This window comes from Streptomyces sp. CB03238, from assembly GCF_002099185.1.
GTDB lineage: Bacteria > Actinomycetota > Actinomycetes > Streptomycetales > Streptomycetaceae > Streptomyces.
This window is the reverse complement of record NZ_NBCN01000026.1, coordinates 89836-110168: the sequence shown is the minus strand read 5'-3', so window position 1 is coordinate 110168 and position 20333 is coordinate 89836. Positions and strand designations below refer to the sequence as shown.

Genomic DNA, 20333 nt, shown 5'->3' with positions numbered 1-20333 from the left:
CGAGCTGCCCGACTTCACCTGGGAGCGCACCGACCGCGTCGACGCCCTTCGCAAGGCCGCCGGGCTGTAAGCCGCCCCGTGCCCTGCGAAGTCCGGCGCCCTTTTCCGGGGCGCCGGACTTCGGCGTTTCAGCGGCTGTGCCGGGGACAGCCGATGGCGGCGATGTCCTCGGCGAGGCCGGCGAGGGTGAGCTTCGGGTTCAGGGCGGCGACCAGCTCGTCCGTGAGGGGGGACCGATGAGCTCGCCTCGATGAGTAAGGGCTCGGGCGACGAGTACTCGATCCTCGACGGGTCGGAGTACCTCGTGGACCAGCGCGCGTCGAAGGCGTAGTGCCGGAAGTGGGGGTCCGGGCAGACGATCGCCTCCAGCATGGCGAGGGCACGGCAGTGGTCGCGGAGGGCGGGTGTCGCCGGCAGCAGCTTCGCGGTGTCCTGGACGGTCACGCGGTCATACCAGCGCATGCCGCTGCCAACCGGTGTTGTCAGTGGGCTCTGGTAGGAATGTGGCTGTGAGCAGCGAGAACGGGAAGCCGGAGGGTGGCGGCGGCCGGGGGGCCGAGCCGCCCGAGCAGCTCGCGCTCATACGGGAGACCGTGCGCAAGGCGAAGGTGCCCCGCGCCAAGCCACGGACGTGGCGGGGAGCCGCGCTGGCCAGGGAGCTGCCGGTCGCGCGGGTCGTGGTGAACAAGGGCGTTCTGCACCTGGACCAGTTCTTCGACTACGCGGTGCCCGAGGAGCTCGACGCCGCCGCGCAGCCGGGGGTGCGGGTGCGGGTGCGGTTCGGGGCCGGGGCGCATCAGGTGCGGGACGGGCGGCGCGAGGGCGGGCGCCTCATAGACGGGTTCCTGGTGGAGCGGCGGGCCGAGTCGGACTACGCGGGGCCACTGGCGGCGCTCGCGGACGTGGTGTCGCCGGAGCCGGTGCTCAGCGCCGAGCTGCTGGACCTGGCGCGGGCGGTGGCCGATCGGTACGCCGGGAGCCTTGCCGATGTGCTCCAGTTGGCCGTCCCGCCGCGGAACGTGAAGGCCGAGCGGAAGCCGTCGCCCGAGCCTCTGCCGCCGCCCGCCGCGCCGGAGCCCGGGACCTGGGAGCGGTACGCCCAGGGGCCTGCGTTCCTGGCGGCGCTCGCGGGCGGCCGGTCGCCGCGGGCCGTGTGGAACGCGCTGCCGGGGCCGTACTGGGCGGAGGAGCTGGCCAGGGCGGTGGGCGCCACGCTCGCGTCGGGGCGCGGCGCGCTCGTCGTGGTGCCCGACGGGCGGGCGGCCGGGCGGGTGGACGCGGCGCTGACCGCTGTGCTGGGGGAGGGGCGGCACGCCGTGCTGACCGCCGAGGCGGGGCCCGAGAAGCGGTACGCGCAGTGGCTCGCCGTGCGGCGCGGGGCCGTGCGCGCGGTCGTCGGGACGCGGGCGGCGATGTTCGCCCCGGTGCGGGACCTGGGCCTCGTCGCCATCTGGGACGACGGTGACTCCAGCCACAGCGAACAGCACGCGCCCCTGCCGCACGCGCGCGAGGTGCTGCTGCTGCGCGCCGCACACGACAAGTGCGGCTTCCTGCTGGGCGGTACGAGCTGCACGGTCGAGGCGGCCCAGCTCGTCGGGACCGGCTGGGCACGGCCGCTGGTGGCACCCCGGGAGCGGGTCAGGGCCGCCGCGCCGCTGGTACGGACCGTGGGGGACGGGGAACTGGCGCGGGACGAGGCGGCGCGGGCGGCCCGGCTGCCGTCGCTGGCCTGGCAGGCGGCACGGGAGGGCCTGAAGTCCGGGCCCGTGCTGGTCCAGGTGCCCCGGCGGGGGTACGTACCCCGGCTGGCGTGCGAGCGGTGCCGGACGCCCGCGCGGTGCCGGCACTGCGCGGGGCCGCTGGAGGCACCGGAGCAGCGGGAGTTGCGGTGCGGCTGGTGCGGTCGGGGCGCCCCGGACTGGCACTGCGCGGAGTGCGGGTCCGCCCGGCTGCGGGCCCAGGTCGTGGGCGCGCGGCGCACGGCGGAGGAGCTGGGGCGGGCGTTCCCGGCCGTGCCGGTACGGACGTCGGGGCGGGACCACGTGCTGGACACCGTGCCGGGGCGCCCCGCGCTGGTGGTCAGCACCCCGGGCGCCGAGCCGGTCGCCGAGGGCGGGTATGCGGCGGCGCTGCTGCTGGACGGCTGGGCGATGCTCGGGCGGGCCGACCTGCGGGCGGGCGAGGAGGCGCTGCGGCGCTGGATGGACGCGGCCTCGCTGGTGCGGGGCCAGGACGAGGGCGGCACCGTCGTCATCGTCGCCGAGCCGACCCTGCGGCCCGTGCAGGCGCTGGTGCGGTGGGACCCGGTCGGCCATGCCCAGCGCGAGCTGGCCGAGCGGGCGGAGCTGGGCTTCCCCCCGGTCTCCCGGATGGCGTCGGTGACGGGGCGGGCGGAGGCGGTCGCGGCGTTCCTGGCGGCCGCCGAGCTGCCGCCGGACGCCGAGGTACTCGGCCCGGTGCCGCTCCCGCCCTCGCCCCCGGGCGCCCCGCGCCGCCCCGGGGACGCCCCGCCGGGCGAGGTCTGGGAGCGGGCGCTGCTCCGGGTCCCGCCGGGGAGCGGGGCGGCGCTGGCGGCCGCGCTGAAGGCGGCACAGGCGGCACGGCTGGCGCGGGGAGGCACGGAGCCGGTACGGGTGCGGGTGGACCCGCCGGACATCGGGTGACGGTGCGGCGGGCTTGGGCGGGGTTCTTTCCCCCACCCCGCCCCGTCCCGAAACCGGGGGCTCCGCCCCCGGACCCCCGTGGTGGTCCTCGCGAGGGCTGACGCCCCCGCGCCCCCGGAACGCGGCAGCGTCGCGCCGCGTGCGGTGAAAAGGTCCCAGGGGCGCGGGCGGCTTCGCGCCGCGGGCGCCAGGGCGGGGCGGGTTCCGGTGCCGGTTCGCCGGGGCGGCCCGGAAGGCTGGTGCGGCAGTGGCTGGGGGCGGGCCGTGCTGGGCGCGGGTAGCTGCGCGCCGCGCGGGGCCGGGCGCCGGGGGCGGGGCCTTGCGCGGGGGGTGTCGCATGGGGCGGCCGCCCGGCTTCCCTGCGGCGAGGGGGCCGGGCGGCCGCGTGGGGGTCAGCCGTTGCGCGGGCCGGGGAAGGCGCTCGGGCGGACCTCGTCGCGGAGGGTCTGGGAGCCGGAGGTGGGCTGGGGCGGCATCGAGCGCGCGGCCGGGACCGAGGGCATCGTCCGCGTACCGCCGCCCGGCTCGACGGCGTGGTCCGGCTCCGCCGTGGCCGTCTGCTGGGCCGCCGCCCGCCGGGCGCCGTACCGGCGGTGGACGGCCTGCTTGGTGACCCCGAGGGCCGAGCCCACCGCGTCCCACGAGAAGCCCAGCGAGCGGTCGAAGTCCACCGCCGCGGTCACCAGGGTCTCGACGCTGTCCCGCAGCTCCTGGGCGAGCCGGACGGTGGGGGCCGGGGCCCTGCCGTAGACGACGAAGCCCGTGGACGGGCCGGATCGCCGCGGGCGGTACACATTGCCGAGCTGGGCGGTGAGCGTGCGCAGTGCGTCCACCTGCCGGCGGACCCGCTCGATGTCCCGCACCAGCAGGTGCAGGCTCGCCCGGGCTTGGGCGTCGTGGGTTGCGTGGTCGGCCATTTACAAGCCTCTCGAACCGGCGTTGAAAGGGGTGGGCCGCTCCGAGGCGGCGGCCCGTTTCGGTCAATCTGCCTTGACCAACGCGCCACCCGTGGTCGGGGTCACGCTGCGGGGGCGTATCCGCATATGCGTAGGGCGCGCAAGGCGACGTACGCCCCCGTCCCACCGGCCCCTAAACTGGTGCGTCGCCCGCCACCGCCACCGAACAGACAGGCAGTCAGCCACTGATGAAGCTCGTCTTCGCAGGCACCCCCGAGGTCGCCGTACCCGCCCTGGACGCCCTGATCGCCTCGGACCGGCACGAGGTGGCCGCTGTCGTCACCCGGCCCGACGCCCCCGCCGGGCGCGGCCGCCGGCTCGTCGCCAGCCCCGTCGCCCAGCGCGCCGAGGAGGCCGGGATCGAGGTGCTCAAGCCGGCGAAGCCCCGCGACGAGGACTTCCTGGCCCGGCTGCGCGAGATCGCGCCCGACTGCTGCCCCGTCGTCGCGTACGGCGCCCTGCTGCCGCGCGTGGCCCTCGACGTCCCCGCCCACGGCTGGGTGAACCTGCACTTCTCCCTGCTGCCCGCCTGGCGCGGCGCCGCGCCCGTGCAGCACGCGATCATGGCCGGGGACGAGGTGACCGGCGCGTCGACGTTCCAGATCGAGGAGGGCCTGGACTCCGGCCCGGTGTACGGCGTGATCACCGAGCAGGTGCGGTCCACCGACACCAGCGGCGACCTGCTCACCCGGCTCGCCTTCGCCGGCTCGGGCCTGCTCGCCGCGACGATGGACGGCATCGAGGACGGCACCCTCAAGGCCGTACCGCAGCCCACCGAAGGCGTCACCCTCGCCCCCAAGATCACCGTCGAGGACGCGCACATCGACTGGAAGGCCCCGGCGCTGCGCGTCGACCGTGTCGTACGCGGCTGCACGCCCGCCCCCGGCGCCTGGACCGTCTTCCGTGGCGAGCGGCTCAAGGTCATCCAGGCCGCCCTGGTGCCCGACCGCACCGACCTGGCGCCCGGCGAGCTGTCGGCGGCCAAGAACAACGTGTACGTCGGCACCGGCTCGCATGCGGTGGAGCTGCTGTGGGTCCAGCCGCAGGGCAAGAAGCCGATGCGCGGCGCCGACTGGGCGCGGGGCGTGCGGATCGCCCCCGGCGAGAAGGCCGGCGGGGCCGACGTAGGCTGAAAGGGTACGAGCCTCACCGAAAAGCGGAGCACCTTGTGAGCGAGCAGTCCCGTCGCCGTCCCCCCAAGCCGTACCGCCGCCCCAAGAAGGACCCGGTGCGGATCCTGGCGTTCGAGGCGCTGCGCGCCGTCGACGAGCGGGACGCGTACGCCAACCTCGTCCTGCCGCCGCTGCTGAAGAAGGCGCGGGAGAAGGAGGGGTTCGACAACCGGGACGCGGCGCTCGCCACCGAGCTGGTGTACGGCACGCTGCGCCGCCAGGGCACGTACGACGCGATCATCGCGGCGTGCATCGACCGGCCGCTGCGCGAGGTCGACCCGCCGGTGCTCGACGTGCTCGCGCTGGGCGCGCACCAGCTGCTCGGGACGCGGATCCCCACGCACGCGGCAGTCTCGGCCAGCGTGGAGCTGGCGAGGGTGGTGCTCGGCGACGGGCGGGCCAAGTTCGTCAACGCCGTACTCCGTAAGATCGCGCAGCAGGACCTCGACGCCTGGGTGCAGCAGGTGGCCCCGCCCTACGACGAGGACGCCGAGGACCACCTGGCCGTCGTGCACTCGCACCCGCGCTGGATCGTCTCCGCGCTGTGGGACGCGCTCGGCGGCGGCCGCGCCGGGATCGAGGACCTGCTGGAGGCCGACAACGAGCGGCCCGAGGTCACGCTGGTGGCCCGCCCCGGCCGGTCCACCACGGGCGAGCTGCTGGACGTGCTGGGCGACGAGGCCGGCCTGCCGGGCCGCTGGTCCCCGTACGCGGTACGCCTCGCCGAGGGCGGCGAGCCGGGCGCCATCGACGCCGTACGCGAGGGCAGGGCGGGCGTCCAGGACGAGGGCAGCCAGCTCGTCGCGATCGCCCTCGCCAACGCCCCGCTCGACGGCCCCGACGAGCGCTGGCTCGACGGCTGCGCGGGCCCCGGCGGCAAGGCGGCCCTCCTCGGCGCGCTGGCCGCCGAGCGCGGCGCCGCCCTGCTCGCCTCCGAGAAGCAGCCGCACCGCGCCCGGCTGGTCGACCGGGCGCTGGCCGGCAACCCGGGCCCGTACCAGGTCATCACCGCCGACGGCACCCGCCCGCCGTGGCGCCCCGGCTCCTTCGACCGCGCCCTCGTGGACGTCCCGTGCTCCGGCCTGGGCGCCCTGCGCCGCCGCCCCGAGGCCCGCTGGCGCCGCCGCCCGGAGGACCTGGAGAGCTTCGGCCCGCTCCAACGCGCCCTGCTCACCGAGGCGTTGAAGGCCGTCCGGGTGGGCGGGATCGTCGGGTACGCGACCTGCTCGCCGCACCTGGCGGAGACCCGGGTCGTCGTCGACGACGTGCTGAAGAGGACGGGCGGCGCGGAGCTGATCGACGCCAGGCCCCTGATGCCGGGCGTCCCCGCGATCGGCGACGGGCCCGACGTACAGCTGTGGCCGCATCTGCACGGCACGGACGCCATGTACCTGGCGCTGCTGCGACGCACGGAGTGAATTCGTCGGGATTGTGGCAAGTGTGCCGCGTCGGACGGGCCCGGGGGCGGGCATCGGGTAAAAGAAACCCCATGGGACATGGCAGGCTTGGCTCATGGCCCAGATCAACCCCAGCATTCTGTCCGCCGACTTCGCCCGGCTCGCCGAGGAGGCGAAGGCCGTCGACGGCGCCGACTGGCTCCATGTCGATGTCATGGACAACCACTTCGTGCCCAACCTCACCCTGGGTGTGCCCGTCGTGGAGTCGCTCGCGCGGGCGACGGACACCCCGCTGGACTGCCACCTGATGATCGAGGACCCCGACCGCTGGGCCCCGCAGTACGTGGAGGCGGGGGCCGGCTCGGTCACCTTCCACGTCGAGGCGGCCGCCGCCCCGGTCCGGCTTGCCCGCGAGATCCGGGCCAAGGGGGCGCGGGCCTCGATGGCGCTGAAGCCCGCCACCCCCATCGAGCCGTACGAGGACCTGCTCCCCGAGCTCGACATGCTGCTGATCATGACCGTGGAGCCGGGCTTCGGCGGCCAGGCCTTCCTGGACATCATGCTGCCGAAGATCCGCCGCACCCGGGAGCTGATCTCCAAGCACGGCCTCCAGCTGTGGCTCCAGGTCGACGGCGGTGTCTCGGCGTCCACGATCGAGCGGTGCGCGGAGGCCGGTGCCGACGTCTTCGTCGCCGGCTCCGCCGTGTACGGAGCGGAGGACCCGGCCGCCGCGGTACGGGCCCTGCGCGAACAGGCCACCGCGGCGACCGCCACGGCCGCGTGGGCGTGCGGCCACTGAGCCACGGGTGAACCACGGGCAGATGAACGCAGCCCAACAGGACCGATCAAGGACCGCCACATCTGCGAGGATGGCGATCCGAAGTGTGAACAGCAGTGAGGAGATCGCGGTGTCTGCTATGTCGGCGGGACGGCCAGCCCTGCGGATGGGACCCGCGGAGCTGGTGCAGGCGGCGGCCATGGCCCGTCGCTTCTACCTCGAGGGCAAGTCCAAGATCCAGATCGCGGAGGAGTTCGGCGTCAGCCGCTTCAAGGTCGCGCGGGTCCTGGAAACCGCTCTGGAGCGTGACCTCGTACGCATCGAGATCCGCGTACCCGCCGAGCTAGACGCCGAGCGCTCCGACGCGCTCCGCGCCCGGTACGGGCTGCGTCACGCCGTGGTCGTCGAGTCCCCGCCGGAGGGCGAGGACGCCTCGCCCGACCCCGAGAACCTGGGCGAGGTCGCGGCCGACCTGCTCGCCGAGCTCGTGGCCGAGGGCGACGTCCTGGGCCTGGCGTGGGGCCGCTCCACCATCCACATGGCGGCCGCCCTCGACCGGCTGCCGCCCTGCACGGTCGTCCAGCTCACGGGCGTGTACGACGCGGGCACGGCCGAGCGCGGCTCGGTGGAGGCGGTACGGCGTGCCGCCCAGGTCTCCGGCGGCGAGGCCCACCCGATCTACGCGCCGATGCTGCTGCCCGACCCGGCGACCGCGGCGGCGCTGCGCAACCAGACCGGGATCGCCCGCGCCTTCGAGTACTTCGACAAGGTGACGGTCGCGGCGGTGTCCATCGGCTCGTGGGAGCCGGGCATCTCCACCGTCCACGACATGCTCACGGACGAGGAGCGGGCGCACTACGCCTCGCTGGGCGTCGCGGCCGAGATGTCGGCCCACCTCTTCGACGCGAACGGGCGCCGGGTGGGGCGTGACCTCGGCGAGCGGTGCATCACGGTCGAGGCCGACCGGCTGCGGCGTATCCCCGAGGTCGTGGCCATCGCGGGCGGAGCGCGCAAGGCGGCGGCGATCGGTGCGGTGCTGCGGTCCGGGCTCGTCACGAGCCTGGTCACGGACACCACGGCGGCGGACTACCTCCTCACCGAGTTCACGCCCGGCCCCCGCCCGGCCCTGGACCGCACGGACCCGGACGAGTAACCGCCCCCTGGCCGGCCCGCCGCCGAAGCGAGAGCGCGGGTCGGCCCCCGGCCCAGCTCCGTGCGGACACGCCCGGCGCCCCTGGGCCTGGTGCCCGCCGGCCACGGGCATGCCGCCCCCGGCTCGGTGCCCGACCACGGGCCAGGGGCGGCCCGGCGCCTCTTGGCTCAGCGCCCTCGGCCGGGGGCCGGTGCCGTGGCGCACGGAGGCCGCCGCGCGGCTCTCAGCCCGCGGTCGGAGGAACCTACGAGTGATCCCTTCGGGGCCTGTGCGTTTCGCCTGGGGCGTACGTGTGTGCGGGCATGGGACAATGAAGTACGTGCGTTTTCCCCCCGGCTGAAATGCCCGGGGGCCAACTCCGAACGACTGGGATGTTCAGCACGTGCGTTTCCTCAATGACCTGAAGCCGCCGTACGACCTCACGTACGACGACGTATTCATGGTGCCTAGCCGCTCGGCCGTGGGCTCCCGCCAGGGCGTCGACCTGTCCTCCCCCGACGGCACCGGGACCACCATCCCGCTCGTCGTCGCGAACATGACCGCCATCGCGGGCCGCCGGATGGCCGAGACCGTCGCCCGGCGCGGTGGCCTCGTCGTCATCCCGCAGGACATCCCGATCGAGGTCGTCACCGACGTCATCACCTGGGTCAAGAGCCGTCACCACGTGCTCGACACCCCGATCGTGCTCGACCCCCACCAGACCGTCGCCGACGCGCTGTCGCTGCTGCCCAAGCGCGCGCACAACGCGGGCGTCGTCGTCGACGCCGACCAGCGGCCGATCGGTGTCGTCACCGACGCCGACCTGAACGGGGTGGACCGTTTCACGCAGCTGTCCGAGGTCATGTCCACGGACCTGCTGCTCCTCGACGCGGACATGGACCCGCGCGAGGCGTTCAACACCCTCGACCACCACAACCGCCGGTACGCGCCCGCCGTGGACCAGGACGGCCGCCTCGCCGGCATCCTGACCCGCAAGGGCGCCCTGCGCGCGACCCTCTACTCCCCGGCCGTCGACGCCAACGGCAAGCTGCGCATCGCCGCCGCCGTCGGCATCAACGGCGACGTGGCCGGCAAGGCCAAGCAGCTGCTGGACGCGGGCGTCGACACGCTCGTCATCGACACCGCGCACGGCCACCAGGAGTCGATGATCACCGCGATCAGGACCGTCCGGGGCCTGGACCCGCACGTGCCGATCGTCGCCGGCAACATCGTCGCCGCCGAGGGCGTACGCGACCTCGTCGAGGCCGGCGCGGACATCATCAAGGTCGGTGTGGGCCCCGGCGCCATGTGCACCACCCGCATGATGACCGGTGTGGGCCGCCCGCAGTTCTCCGCCGTCCTGGAGTGCGCCGCCGAGGCGAAGAAGTACGGCAAGCACGTCTGGGCCGACGGCGGTGTCCGTCACCCGCGCGACGTCGCCATGGCGCTCGCCGCCGGCGCGTCCAACGTGATGATCGGCTCGTGGTTCGCCGGTACGTACGAGTCCCCCGGCGACCTCCAGCAGGACGCCAACGGCCGGCTCTACAAGGAGTCGTTCGGCATGGCCTCCGCGCGTGCCGTCCGCAACCGTACGAGCGAGGAGTCCGCGTACGACCGGGCCCGCAAGGCGGTCTTCGAGGAGGGCATCTCGCACTCGCGGATGTTCCTCGACCCGGCCCGCCCGGGCGTCGAGGACCTGATCGACTCGATCATCGCGGGTGTCCGTTCGTCCTGCACGTACGCCGGTGCGGGCTCCCTGGAGGAGTTCGCCGAGAAGGCCATCGTCGGCATCCAGAGCGCCGCCGGTTACGCCGAGGGCAAGCCGCTGCACGCCAGCTGGAGCTGACGCCTCATCAGGCCAAGGCCGCCGAAGGGGCCGTTTTCCCGCCGCGAGCGGGAGGCGGCCCCTCCGCTTTTTTCAAGCCGGTCCCCATCCCCATGCGTGCTCCGGCACGAGACGGGTACACGCGCCCTTGCGAACGTACGGAGATTGAAAGGGAGGGTGCGGTGTCCATGGCGACCACGATCTCGACCGGTACCACCCCGCAGACGACGGCTGATCTGCCGGAGGTCCGGAACCCCGGCGAGGTGGCTCCGAAGGACGCGAAGGAGCTCTCGAAGCAGTTCTTCGACCGGCTGGCTGTGCTCGAGGAGGGGACTGCGGAATATCAGTACGTACGCAACACCCTCATCGAGCTCAACCTCTCCCTCGTCAAGTACGCGGCCACGCGCTTCCGCAACCGGTCCGACCAGATGGAGGACATCATCCAGGTCGGCACCATCGGCCTGATCAAGGCGATCGACCGGTTCGACCTGAGCCGCGAGGTCGAGTTCACGACCTTCGCGATGCCGTGTGTGATCGGCGAGATCAAGCGGTTCTTCCGCGACACGAGCTGGTCGGTGCACGTGCCCCGGCGGCTCCAGGAGCTGCGCATCGACATCGCCCGCGCGACCGACGAACTCTTCCAGCGCCTGGACCGCTCCCCGACCCCCGCCGAACTCGCCGAACACCTGGGCATGGAGGAGGACGAGATCGTCGAGGGGCTCGTCGCCGCGAACGGGTACACCGCCGGCTCCATCGACCTGCCGCTCGACGACAGCGGCGGCGACAGCTCATCCGAGACCCTCGTGGACCGGCTGGGGGAACCGGACCGCGAGCTGGAGATCGTCGAGAACGTCCAGGCGCTGAAGCCGCTCATCGAGGAGTTCGACGAGCGCGACCGGCGCATTCTGCAGATGCGGTACGTGGACGAGATGACCCAGTCCGAGATCGGTGCCGTACTGGGCGTGTCCCAGATGCACGTGTCCCGGCTGCTGTCACGGATCACCGCGCGCCTGAGGGAAGGCCTCCTGGCCGTGGAGTGAGCCCGCCGGCTGGAAGGGCCGGCGGACGGCTGCTCGAACCGACGCCCGGGGCACACCGCCCCGGGCGTCGCGCGGCCCCGGGGGCCGGACAACCACGGGGCATCGGCGGGTACGGGGCGGGGGCCGCTGGGGGCACCGGGCCGCTCCGGGCGGGGCAGCTGGGACGTCGGCAGCCCGGGTGTCCGGCCGTTTCGTGTGCGGGGCGGCTGAGGTGTCGGGCGGCTCCGGGCCGGGCCGCTTCCGGCGGACGGGCTCGGGCGCCGCGTCGCTTCGGGTCGGACCGCCTCCGGGCGTCGCGCCGCTTTCGGCCGGACAATTCGGGGCGTCCTCCGGAGGGCTTGCTGACAGGTGCGGCGGCCGGCGCCTCAAGGAGGCCGGCGGGCCACTCGGCTCGTAGACGCTCGCAGGCGGCCGGCCCGACGGCCGCGCGGCCCGGGGGCGTCTCAGGCTGCTTCCGGTGCGCGTGACCAGGACGCTCGTACCGTCTTGCCCGTCGGAATGCGGTGGACCTCCACCCGGCCCGCGAGGCTCAGGACCATGGGCCAGCCGAAGCCGCCGCCACCGCCCGTGAAGTCCGGGGTGCGCGCCTCGGGGAGGGCCGGGCTGGAGTCGTCCAGCTCCACCGTCAGCTCCTCGCGCTCGGCGCGCAGCCGCAGTCGCCACCAGCCGTCGGTGTGGCGCAGGGCGTTGGCCGTCAGCTCGGTGACGACCAGCTGTACGGCGTCCAGGTCCGCCCACGGGCAGTGCTCGGCCACGAAGCGGGCGGCCGTGTCACGGGCCGAGGCGCAGTCGGCGTACGGCGAAATCATGACAACCACGAGCGGCTCCTTCAGTCATCACCGCTCGCATACCCAGCCCTCGTGCATTAACCATCGATGTGGCGAGGATCAGCCGCGCACCCGGCGTACGGTCAGGGCCACGGTGTCGTCCGGGTGCAGGATGACCGTGTGCATGTCGTCCGCGATGGCCGCCGGGACCTCCTCTATCGGACGGTTCCGGTGCCGACGTGCCGCACGCGCCAGCCGCTGCTCGCCCTCGCGCGGGTCGCGGCGGCTCTCGGTCAGCCCGTCCGTGTAGAGCACCAGCAGGTCGCCGGGGCCGAGGCGGTCGCGCAGCAGCCGCTCGCTGCCGGGCAGCGGGAAGCCGATGCCCCGTCCGCGTACCTCCAGCAGGCGCGATTCGCCGTCCTCCCGTACGAGGAGGGCGGGCGGGTGGCTGCCGTTCGCCAGCACCAGCTCCCCGCTGTCCGGGTCGAGCCGGACGAGCTGCACGGTGGCCATCAGCTCATGGTCGAAGGTCGCCAGCACCTCGTCCGTCCGGGCGACGATCGACTCCAGGGGATGGCCCTCCAGGGCGAGGGTGCGTACGGCGTGGGTGACGTTGAGCGCGCTGCGCGTACTGGTCAGCCCGTGCCCCAGCGCGTCGACCACCGTGATGTGCACGGTGCCGTCCGGCAGGACGAACCAGTCGTACAGGTCTCCGCCCGTCGGGGCGTGCTTCTCCGCCGGCTCGTAGTGGACGGCCATCTCCAGGCCCGGGACCCGGACCGGCGGCGGGCGCAGGGCGTCCTCCAGCTGGCGCAGTATCCGGCCGTGCGCCTGGCGCAGCTGCTCGTCGCGCTCCTCCAGCTGTACGTACAGGGCCAGCACGCCGCTGTTCGTCTCGGCCAGCTCGTGCTTGAGCCGCTGGTGGTCCTCGGAGAGCGCGTCCATCCGGTCGACCGCCGCGCTCAGCTCCTCCTCCAGCAGCTCCACCAGGCCGGGCGGATTGTCCCCGCCCGCGTCGGTGGCGGGTGGGACGGGCGCGGGCACCCGCCACACGGCGGCCGTGCCGGGCAGCCGCTCCGCCGGCAGCGGGAGCCCTTCGAGGGACGGCCGGCGCGGCGCGTGCGGGAGGTGGAGCCGTACGGTCAGCCGGCCGTCCGCCCCGCCGGCCGGCTGCGGCGGCACCGTCTCCAGCAGAACCGGCCGGCCGGCGGTGAGTTCGGCGCCGGCCACCCGGGCCGCCGACAGCGCGAGCCGGTAGCGCAGTTCGACGGGCAGGCCCGCCCGGTGGGCCAGGCGGCGCAGGGCGCTGCGCAGTCCGGCGAGCGAGTGCAGGGTGGTGATCTGCGGTTTCATGGCTCTCTCCGCACCGGGCCGAGGGCGAGGACGGTCGCGTCGTCCCGGCTGCGCCGGTGTTCGTGGGCGAGGGCTCCGGCGAGCAGCGGCGCGGGCAGCCCGGTGAGGAACGGCGTCAGGGTGTGCGTCCAGCGCGCGTCGATGCCGTCGCTGTGCAGCAGGGCGGTCGCGCCCGGCTCGGCGGGTACGCGCTGCACACGCGGCTCGGGCATGTTCCAGCCGACGACCCCCGGCTGGCCGCCGAAGCGCTGCCGGACGCCGTCGTGCGCCAGCAGCAAGGTGCGCACATTGCCCACCGAGCACTGCTCGATGCCGTCGGCCGACAGCCGCAGCAGCCCGACCGCCGCGCCCCGGCTGCGGCGCAGCGCGCGGTGCATCGTGCGCACCAGCTGGGGCAGCGGCTGAGCGGGATCGCGGTGGAAGGCGCGCACGGCCAGCTCGGCCGCCTCGGACGCGGGCCCGCCGTGACCGAGCCCGTCCACGACGAGGGCGGTGCGTACGTCCCCGGTGACGGCGAGGCCCCAGGAGTCCCCGCAGGCGCTCTCCCCGTCGGCGGGGACGCGCACCGCGCCGACGCCCGGCGTCCCCTCAGCGGGGCCGTCGCCCGGTTCGCCCAGGCGGGCGGAGACGACGGTGCCCGCGCCCTCCTTCGTACGCACGGTGAACTCGTCCGCGATGCGGCGCACCGCGCCCAGTCCGGAGCCCAGCGTGCTGCTGGTGGTGTACCCGTCGGTGAGGCACCGCTCCAGGTCGGCCATGCCCGGGCCCCGGTCCACGGCGAGGATCTCCACGCCGGTGCGCAGCGGCAGCGGCTGGATGTACAGCGCGCCGTTCAGGGCGTACTTGGCGACGTTGCCGGCCAGCTCGCTGGCCAGCACGGCGGCCTGGTCGGGCAGGGCGCCGGTGAGCCCCTGGTCCAGCGCCGTCCGGCGGGCGGTGGAGGCCGCGAGCTGGACGGCGCTGTAGTGGTCGACCGGGATGTGGGCGGTGACGGACATCGGCGGTCCCATCAGCGGTCGTTCCAGCGCGTGACGACCACGGTGGTGCCCTGGCCGGGGGCGCTGTGGACCTGGAACTCGTGCATCAGCCGCCGGGCGCCGCCCAGGCCGTGGCCGAGCCCCGTGCCGGTGGTGTACCCGTCGGTGAGCGCCTGCTCCACGTCGGGGATGCCGGGGCCGTCGTCCCGGACGGTGAGCCGCAGCCCCTTGCGCCCGGACCGGGTCAGTATCCGGATCTCCAAGGCCCCGCCTCCGCCGTGGACGTAGGCGTTGCGGGCGAGTTCGCTGGCGGCGGTCACGATCCTGGTCTGGTCGACGAGCCCGAAGCCGGCCTCCACGGTGGCTGCCCGTACGGCGTGACGTACCGTCAGCAGGTCCTCCTCGGAGGCGACGGTGTAGCGGGAGCCGCCGCCGTGGCCGTCGGGGTGCCTTTCGGGGTCAAGGTACGCGTCGCCGGATGTGTTGCCGTATCGGTCGCCGGACGTGCCGGACCGGACGCCGGACCGGCCCGACGCGCTCGTCGTGGCCGACGCGCTCGTCGTGCTCGTCGTGCCGGAGGAGGTGGGCACGCCGTACGGGCCGCCGCCGGCCGCGGGGGAGCGCTGGGCGATGAGCTCGGAGCCCGGCGTCGCCAGCCGTTCACCGTGGAGCGTCACGTCGGACCTCCCCCGCGGGTTGGGGCATGCGGTGCCAGCCGAGCGCGGTCAGGCCCTGCTCCGCGTTGAGGGCGGTTTCCACGCCGGTCAGCTGCAGCCCCAGCTCGACCAGGGTGATGGCGACCGCCGGCCGCATCCCGGCCACGATCACCCGGGCTCCGAGGAGGCGCGCCATGGTGGTCAGCTCCATCAGCGTGCGCGCCACGAACGAATCGATGATCTCCAGCCGGGAGATGTCGATCAGGACGCCCCGGGCGCCGTCACCGGCGATCCGCTCGGTGAGCTCGTCGGTGAAGGCCACGGCCGACTGGTCGTCCAGCTCGTTGAGCAGCCCGGTGACCAGTACGTCGCCGAGCCGCAGGATGGGAACGCCGGTGGCGCGAGGGGCCGTCACGCGGTCACCGGCCGAGCGGTCACCGGCCGAGCAGTCACCGGCCGGGCGGCGCCGACGTCCTGGCCGACGGCGGGCTGGTCGGTCAGCTGGATGGCGGCGGCCAGGGCGTCCGCCAGTGTCGCACGGGTCAGGATGGTCGACAGGTCGATGCCCAGCTGTGCGATGGTCTGGGCGATGGGCGGCCGGATCCCGCTGATGACGCAGTCGGCGCCCATCAGCCGTACCGCGTTGACGGTGTGCATCAGATGCTGGGCGACCGCGGTGTCGACGGCCGGCACGCCGGTGATGTCGATGATGGCGACCTGTGCCTCGTTGTCCTGGATGGCCTGCAACAGGCTCTCCATGACCACCTGCGTACGCGCGGTGTCCAGTGTGCCGATCAGCGGTACGGCCAGGACGTGCCGCCACAACCGGACCACGGGCGTGGAGACTTCGAGCAGCTGACGGCTCTGCCGCTGGATGATCTCCTCGCGCCCCTCCACGTACGTCTCGAACGAGAGCACCCCGGCCGCGTCCAGCAGCCGGTTGACCAGGATGGCGGCGGAGAACAGCTCGGCCGAGTCGCGGGTGGTGTGCTGTACGGCGGACAGCAGCGCCTCCTTGAGCGACAGCACGGCCATCGACGTGGCGGTCGGCGAGGCGCCCGCCCGCGCGCGGCGCAGCGACAGCTCTATCACCGTCTGTCGCAGTTCGTTGCGGGAGGCCACCAGCCGTTCCACCGGCACGTCGCTGGCCAGGCCCGCGGCGAGGGCGGAGATCAGCAGGTCGGCTTCCTCGCGCACCTCGTGCTCACTCATGTCGGTACTGAGCACCGCCTGCTCCAGCTGGAGCCGGACCCACCGGTCGGCGATCTCCTCCTCGCGCTCCCGCAGGGCCTCGCAGAGGCGGTCCCGCACGCTCGATTCGCTGGTGTTCACAAGCACCTCTCGCAATCGGAAACGGGACGGGCGGGTTTCCGAGGCAAGGCGCCGGAAACATCGTCGAGTTGGCCACCCGGCCGGTTTCTCATGGTCAACGGCGGTTGGATCGTAGTGGCCGCACGGGACCGCGAAGAAACGTGACTCCACGGTATGCCGCCGTGCGGACGCCGAGGGCGGCGACCGGAGAGTGCCGGTCGCCGCCCTCCCCGTCCGCTTATGCCGAGGCCGACGCCGCCGCGACGGCCGCCGGTTCTCCGGCGGCCGCGATGGCGTGTCTGGCCACCCGCAGCGCGTCGCGTATGTCACGCGTCCCGGTGGACACGCAGAGGGTGTAGGCGGTGTCCTCCCGTTGACGCACGATCTTCGGGTCCACCGATTCCGCACCGTGCGCGGCCAGTTCCTCATACCTGGCCACGAGCTTGCGCAGCATCGACGGGTGCGCCATCAGCACGACAGAACCTCCTTCGGAACTCGGAACGATGTCACCGACCGAGGCGCCCCTACCCCGCCTTCGCCAGGACATTCCTCCCCGTCAAGTCGAAGGCGCCACCCGGGCGGTGAGCGACGACGCGTCGCGTACGGCTGCCACGACCGCCGCCACGACTGCCGCCGCGACCCGCGCGTGGCCCGCGTCGTCCGGATGCAGGCCGTCCGCGAGATGCCCCGGCCCGAGCAGGTCCCGGCCGGGCAGCAGCGACAGCCGCGCGTCACCGGCCGCGATCAGGTCCCGGGCGGCCTCCTCCATGGCCGTCCGCAGCTCGGCGAGCGTCGCGCCCACGTCGTTCGCCGTCGCCTCCGCCTCGGGGCGCAGCAGGGGAGACACCAGCAGCAGGGGCGTGTCCGGATGGCCCTGGCGTACGAGGGTGATGAAGGCCCGTGTCGTCTCGTACAGCAGTGGCGCGGTGTGGGGGACGCCGGACCAGCAGTTCGTGCCGAACGCGAGCGTGAGCAGGTCGGCGGGGAGGGCGGCCAGCTGCTGCGCGATGGCGAGCTCGCCCCGCGCCGAGCCCGCGTAGCCGAGGTTGACCGTGTCCACCCCGAGGGCCCGTCCCGCGACGGCCGGCCAGGAGTGGGCGGGGCGGGTGGACCACCAGCCCTCGGTGATCGAGTCGCCGTGCACCAGCCAGCGGGGCCGCGGGGGAGCGGGGAAGAGGGTGCCGCCGACGCCCCGCAGCCCCAGGATCACGGGAGCCTGGCTCTCCGGCGGATGCACGCTGAACGGCCCACCGAACCCCCCGCCCGCCGCGCCCGCGTGGCCGGTCCCCGCGTGGCCGCCGGTGACGGCACCGGTGCCTGTGTGTGTGCCCTTGGCCGTCCCCATGCCCGCGCCGGGGCCCGCCTCCGCGCCCGTCGGGCTCGGGGCACCGCTGGCGGGGGCGACGGCTGGGCCCGTGCCCATGCCCGGCCCCGCGCCCCCGGCCGCGCCCGCCGTGCCGCTGGCTGCGCCCGGGTCCGTCGCCGGGATCATGCCGGCGACGGCACGCGCCTCCGCACGCGCCCCCGCCCCCGCCCACCGGCGTGGCTGCGCACCCCTCCGCCCGCCTCCCGGCAGCGGGAGGGTGATGGTCGTCTCCTCGGCGGGTCGGGCGCACGCCTCGTGGAGGCAGCGGTCGCCCGCCCACAGCGCGAAGCAGTGCGCCAGCTCGCGCAGCGAGTCGGTCCCGTCCGGGACGGCGGCGCGGTAGCGGATCTGCACGGCGCGGGTGCCCGGTGACGCCGTGAACTCCAGCCGTACGCCGATCGGCAGCGCGGCCCGCTCGGCGGTGTCCCACGGCAGCCGGGCCAGGTCCACCGGGTCGGCGCGCACAGCGCGGCCGCGGTCGTCGAGCCAGGCCGTACCGCGCAGAAAAGGCACCGGGTCCTGCCAGGTCATACGGGTCTCCTCCGGTCGGTGAAATCCTGCTCGGGGCCCCCAATGTGTCGATTCGTGCGGCGGGGCGCAATGTTTCCCCGTCTGTGCCCCAAGCGCGCAATGATCATTCGCGGATGCGCAACAACCCTGCATTACGAGCGCGAAGCGCGACCTTTAGGCTCGTGCCCCGTACCAGGAGTGGCGGTGACCGCCTGCTCGGCGGTTCACCTTCCCCCGTGGGCTGTCCCCGACGCCCACGAGCCGCCGCAGGTCGCCCTCCGTCCGACCCGCAGCGATGAAGGAGCCCCCGCAGTGCTGGACCAAGGCACAGCCCCTCCCGCCACCGAACCGTCCGCGCCCAAGGCGTCCGGGCTCTCCGCTCTTACCCGGCGCAAGCCGGTAGATGTGCTGGTCGCAGAGGGTGGGCAGGGTGAGGGCGGTTCGCTCCGCCGCTCGCTCTCCATGTGGCAGCTGACCATGATCAGCATCGGCGCCACGCTCGGCACCGGCATTTTCGTCGTCCTCGGCGAAGCCGTCCCGCTGGCCGGCCCGGCCGTCACGCTCGCCTTCGTCTTCGCAGGCCTCACGGCGCTCTTCTCGGCCCTCTCCTACGCCGAGCTGGCCGGCACCATCCCCGTCGCCGGCTCCTCGTACTCGTACGCGTACGCAACGATGGGCGAACTCGTCGCCTGGGTGTGCGGCTGGTGCCTGCTCCTGGAGTACGGCGTGTCCGTCGCCGCCGTGGCGGTCGGCTGGGGCGACTACCTCAACGAGCTCCTCGACGGCACCATCGGTGTGACCCTCCCCGAGGCGCTCAGCGCGCCCCCCGGCGACGGCGGCATATTCAACCTGCCCGCCCTGATCGTCGTCGTGCTGGCGATGCTCTTCCTGCTCGGCGGAGCCAAGGAGTCGGCCCGCGCCAACACGATCATGGTGGGCGTCAAGATCGCCGCGCTCGTCCTGTTCTGCGCCGTCGGCTTCCTGGGCTTCAAGTCCGGCAACTACTCGGACTTCATGCCGCTCGGCGTCGGCAGCATCGGCGCCGCGGGCGCCATCCTCTTCTTCTCGTACATCGGCTTCGACGCCGCCTCCACCGCGGGCGAGGAAGCCAAGAATCCCAAGAAGGACCTGCCGCGGGCGATCATGCTCTCGCTGGTCATCGTCACCGCGCTGTACGTGCTGGTCGCGGCCGTCGCCGTGGGCGCCTGGGACTGGAAGAAGTTCGAGGGCTCGGAGGCGTCGCTCGCCGCGATCATGAACGATGTCACCGGCCAGAGCTTCTGGGGCACCCTCCTCGCCGCCGGCGCGGTCATCTCCATCGCCAGCGTCGTCCTCACCGTGCTCTACGGCCAGACCCGCATCCTCTTCGCGATGTCCCGCGACGGCCTGGTCCCCAAGGTGTTCCGCAAGGTGAACCCCAAGACGGGCACGCCGCGCGCCAACACCGTGATCGTGTCGCTGTTCTGCGGTGTCCTCGCCGCGGCCGTCCCGCTCGGCGAGCTGGTCAACGCCACCAGCATCGGCACGCTCTTCGCCTTCGCCCTGGTCAACATCGCGGTCGTCGTGCTGCGGTTCACCAAGCCGGACATGGAGCGCAGCTTCAAGGTGCCGTTCGGCCCGGTGTTCGCGGTGCTGGGCTTCCTCTGCTGCGGCTACAGCATGTACAAGCTCGACACCATCACCTGGGTGGTCTTCGGAATCTGGATGGCCGTGGGTCTCGTGGTCTACTTCGTGTACGGCATGCGCCGCTCCCGACTGGCCACAGCAGAGAAGTGACCCACCTGTAGTGCGACTGAACGATCTCGACGAACGCATCGTCCACGCCCTCGCCGAGGACGCCCGCCGTTCCTACGCCGACATCGGCTCGCTCGTCGGTCTGTCCGCGCCCGCCGTCAAGCGGCGCGTGGACCGGCTGCGGGCCGAGGGCGCCATCACCGGGTTCACCGTCCGCGTGGACCCGGCGGCGCTCGGCTGGGAGACCGAGGGCTTCATCGAGATCTACGCACGCGGCAACACATCGCCGGAGACCATCCAGCGTGGCCTCGAGCGGTACCCGGAGGTCGCGTCCGCATCCACCGTCACCGGTGACGCGGACGCGATCGTCCAGGTCTTCGCCTCCGACATGCGCCACTTCGAGCGCGTGCTGGAGCGGATCGCGGGCGAGCCGTTCGTGGAGCGCACCAAGTCGGTGCTGGTGCTCTCGCCGCTGCTGCGGCGCTTCTCGTCCGGCTCGCCGGCCTAGCTAGGGGGTGTCCGGCGGCCGAAGCCGCATGACGCCGCTCACTGATCCAGCCTGATCCGCCGGACACCCCCTGGCCGGCCCGTCGGGTACTCCGGCTGCCACGGCAGGACCCGGAAGTCGCCGGTGCCGCTCCTGATCTTCTCGAAGAGGCGCCGCGAGGTGGTCCGGCCCGGCTGTAGCCCAGCCGG

General features: G+C 73.8%; 17 protein-coding genes and 1 pseudogene. 9 read left to right on the top strand and 9 right to left on the bottom strand.

The window, feature by feature from the left end; translation table 11 throughout:
- Nucleotides 1-509 precede the first annotated feature (509 nt).
- Nucleotides 510-2663: a primosomal protein N' gene (locus BKD26_RS33240; protein ID WP_084905967.1), complete on the top strand. Its 2154-nt coding sequence runs from the start codon at nt 510-512 to the stop codon at nt 2661-2663.
- A gap of 392 nt (nt 2664-3055) precedes the next feature.
- Here the strand turns inward: BKD26_RS33240 and BKD26_RS33235 are convergent, their stop codons facing one another.
- The gene (locus BKD26_RS33235; RefSeq protein WP_084905965.1) at nt 3056-3580 is read right to left on the bottom strand and encodes a hypothetical protein; all 525 of its coding nucleotides are present in this window, start codon (nt 3578-3580) and stop codon (nt 3056-3058) included.
- A gap of 227 nt (nt 3581-3807) precedes the next feature.
- Between BKD26_RS33235 and fmt the strand changes: the two genes are divergently transcribed.
- The 6 genes from fmt (at nt 3808) to BKD26_RS33205 (ending at nt 10963) form a co-directional block, all read left to right on the top strand.
- Entirely contained in the window at nt 3808-4752 is a 945-nt protein-coding gene (fmt, locus tag BKD26_RS33230) for a methionyl-tRNA formyltransferase (protein WP_084905963.1), read from the top strand.
- 35 nt (nt 4753-4787) lie between these two features.
- Entirely contained in the window at nt 4788-6209 is a 1422-nt protein-coding gene (locus BKD26_RS33225) for a transcription antitermination factor NusB (RefSeq protein WP_084905961.1), read from the top strand.
- A gap of 94 nt (nt 6210-6303) precedes the next feature.
- The gene (gene rpe / locus BKD26_RS33220) at nt 6304-6987 is read left to right on the top strand and encodes a ribulose-phosphate 3-epimerase (RefSeq protein WP_073758027.1); all 684 of its coding nucleotides are present in this window, start codon (nt 6304-6306) and stop codon (nt 6985-6987) included.
- An 85-nt stretch (nt 6988-7072) separates the two neighbouring features.
- A complete protein-coding gene (locus tag BKD26_RS33215) occupies nt 7073-8119 on the top strand; it encodes a sugar-binding domain-containing protein (RefSeq protein WP_179166797.1) in 1047 nt (348 codons plus the stop codon).
- A 382-nt stretch (nt 8120-8501) separates the two neighbouring features.
- On the top strand, nt 8502-9944 hold the full coding sequence (locus tag BKD26_RS33210) for a GuaB1 family IMP dehydrogenase-related protein (protein WP_084905957.1): 1443 nt from the start codon (nt 8502-8504) through the stop codon (nt 9942-9944).
- Nucleotides 9945-10111: 167 nt separating this feature from the next.
- On the top strand, nt 10112-10963 hold the full coding sequence (locus BKD26_RS33205) for an RNA polymerase sigma factor SigF (protein WP_107418081.1): 852 nt from the start codon (nt 10112-10114) through the stop codon (nt 10961-10963).
- A 443-nt stretch (nt 10964-11406) separates the two neighbouring features.
- On the opposite strand, the gene BKD26_RS33195 is transcribed toward BKD26_RS33205, so the two are convergent.
- The 8 genes and pseudogenes from BKD26_RS33195 to BKD26_RS33160 all read right to left on the bottom strand — a co-directional run bounded on the left by BKD26_RS33195 (nt 11407) and on the right by BKD26_RS33160 (nt 17924).
- The gene (locus BKD26_RS33195; protein ID WP_084905951.1) at nt 11407-11772 is read right to left on the bottom strand and encodes an ATP-binding protein; all 366 of its coding nucleotides are present in this window, start codon (nt 11770-11772) and stop codon (nt 11407-11409) included.
- A 78-nt stretch (nt 11773-11850) separates the two neighbouring features.
- Complete coding sequence (locus BKD26_RS33190) at nt 11851-13083, bottom strand: PP2C family protein-serine/threonine phosphatase (RefSeq protein WP_084905950.1); 1233 nt, start codon at nt 13081-13083, stop codon at nt 11851-11853.
- Nucleotides 13080-14081, bottom strand: coding sequence for a SpoIIE family protein phosphatase (locus tag BKD26_RS33185; protein WP_241518969.1), 1002 nt, complete (start codon nt 14079-14081; stop codon nt 13080-13082). The genes BKD26_RS33190 and BKD26_RS33185 overlap by 4 nt, the downstream gene beginning before the upstream one ends.
- A gap of 11 nt (nt 14082-14092) precedes the next feature.
- Nucleotides 14093-14473: pseudogene (locus tag BKD26_RS33180) on the bottom strand (ATP-binding protein); the annotation flags it as partial.
- Between the two features lie 247 nt (nt 14474-14720).
- Nucleotides 14721-15131 carry an STAS domain-containing protein gene (locus BKD26_RS33175; RefSeq protein ID WP_084905946.1) on the bottom strand — a complete coding sequence of 137 codons (411 nt, stop codon included), beginning with the start codon at nt 15129-15131 and terminating at the stop codon, nt 14721-14723.
- Nucleotides 15128-16048, bottom strand: a complete 921-nt coding sequence (locus tag BKD26_RS33170) for an STAS domain-containing protein (protein ID WP_084905943.1) — start codon at nt 16046-16048, stop codon at nt 15128-15130. The genes BKD26_RS33175 and BKD26_RS33170 overlap by 4 nt, the downstream gene beginning before the upstream one ends.
- 217 nt (nt 16049-16265) lie before the next feature.
- Nucleotides 16266-16496 (bottom strand): DUF5133 domain-containing protein, encoded by a 231-nt coding sequence (locus BKD26_RS33165; protein ID WP_241518970.1) that lies wholly within the window; start codon nt 16494-16496, stop codon nt 16266-16268.
- A gap of 87 nt (nt 16497-16583) precedes the next feature.
- Nucleotides 16584-17924, bottom strand: coding sequence for a GDSL-type esterase/lipase family protein (locus BKD26_RS33160; RefSeq protein WP_241518968.1), 1341 nt, complete (start codon nt 17922-17924; stop codon nt 16584-16586).
- Between the two features lie 291 nt (nt 17925-18215).
- On the opposite strand from BKD26_RS33160, the gene BKD26_RS33150 reads away from it, so the two are divergent.
- A complete protein-coding gene (locus tag BKD26_RS33150; RefSeq protein ID WP_084905937.1) occupies nt 18216-19679 on the top strand; it encodes an amino acid permease in 1464 nt (487 codons plus the stop codon).
- Between the two features lie 10 nt (nt 19680-19689).
- Entirely contained in the window at nt 19690-20145 is a 456-nt protein-coding gene (locus BKD26_RS33145) for an Lrp/AsnC family transcriptional regulator (protein ID WP_073758005.1), read from the top strand.
- Nucleotides 20146-20333 lie beyond the last annotated feature (188 nt).

Bases quoted from the DNA above. Each gene is read 5' to 3' on its own strand.
- BKD26_RS33205 (WP_107418081.1), top strand. From the start codon at position 10,112: ATGGCGACCACGATCTCGACCGGTACCACCCCGCAGACGACGGCTGAT.
- BKD26_RS33190 (WP_084905950.1), bottom strand. From the start codon at position 13,083: ATGAAACCGCAGATCACCACCCTGCACTCGCTCGCCGGACTGCGCAGC.
- BKD26_RS33160 (WP_241518968.1), bottom strand. From the start codon at position 17,924: ATGACCTGGCAGGACCCGGTGCCTTTTCTGCGCGGTACGGCCTGGCTC.
- fmt (WP_084905963.1), top strand. From the start codon at position 3,808: ATGAAGCTCGTCTTCGCAGGCACCCCCGAGGTCGCCGTACCCGCCCTG.
- BKD26_RS33185 (WP_241518969.1), bottom strand. From the start codon at position 14,081: ATGTCCGTCACCGCCCACATCCCGGTCGACCACTACAGCGCCGTCCAG.
- BKD26_RS33195 (WP_084905951.1), bottom strand. From the start codon at position 11,772: ATGATTTCGCCGTACGCCGACTGCGCCTCGGCCCGTGACACGGCCGCC.
- BKD26_RS33165 (WP_241518970.1), bottom strand. From the start codon at position 16,496: ATGGCGCACCCGTCGATGCTGCGCAAGCTCGTGGCCAGGTATGAGGAA.
- rpe (WP_073758027.1), top strand. From the start codon at position 6,304: ATGGCCCAGATCAACCCCAGCATTCTGTCCGCCGACTTCGCCCGGCTC.
- BKD26_RS33235 (WP_084905965.1), bottom strand. From the start codon at position 3,580: ATGGCCGACCACGCAACCCACGACGCCCAAGCCCGGGCGAGCCTGCAC.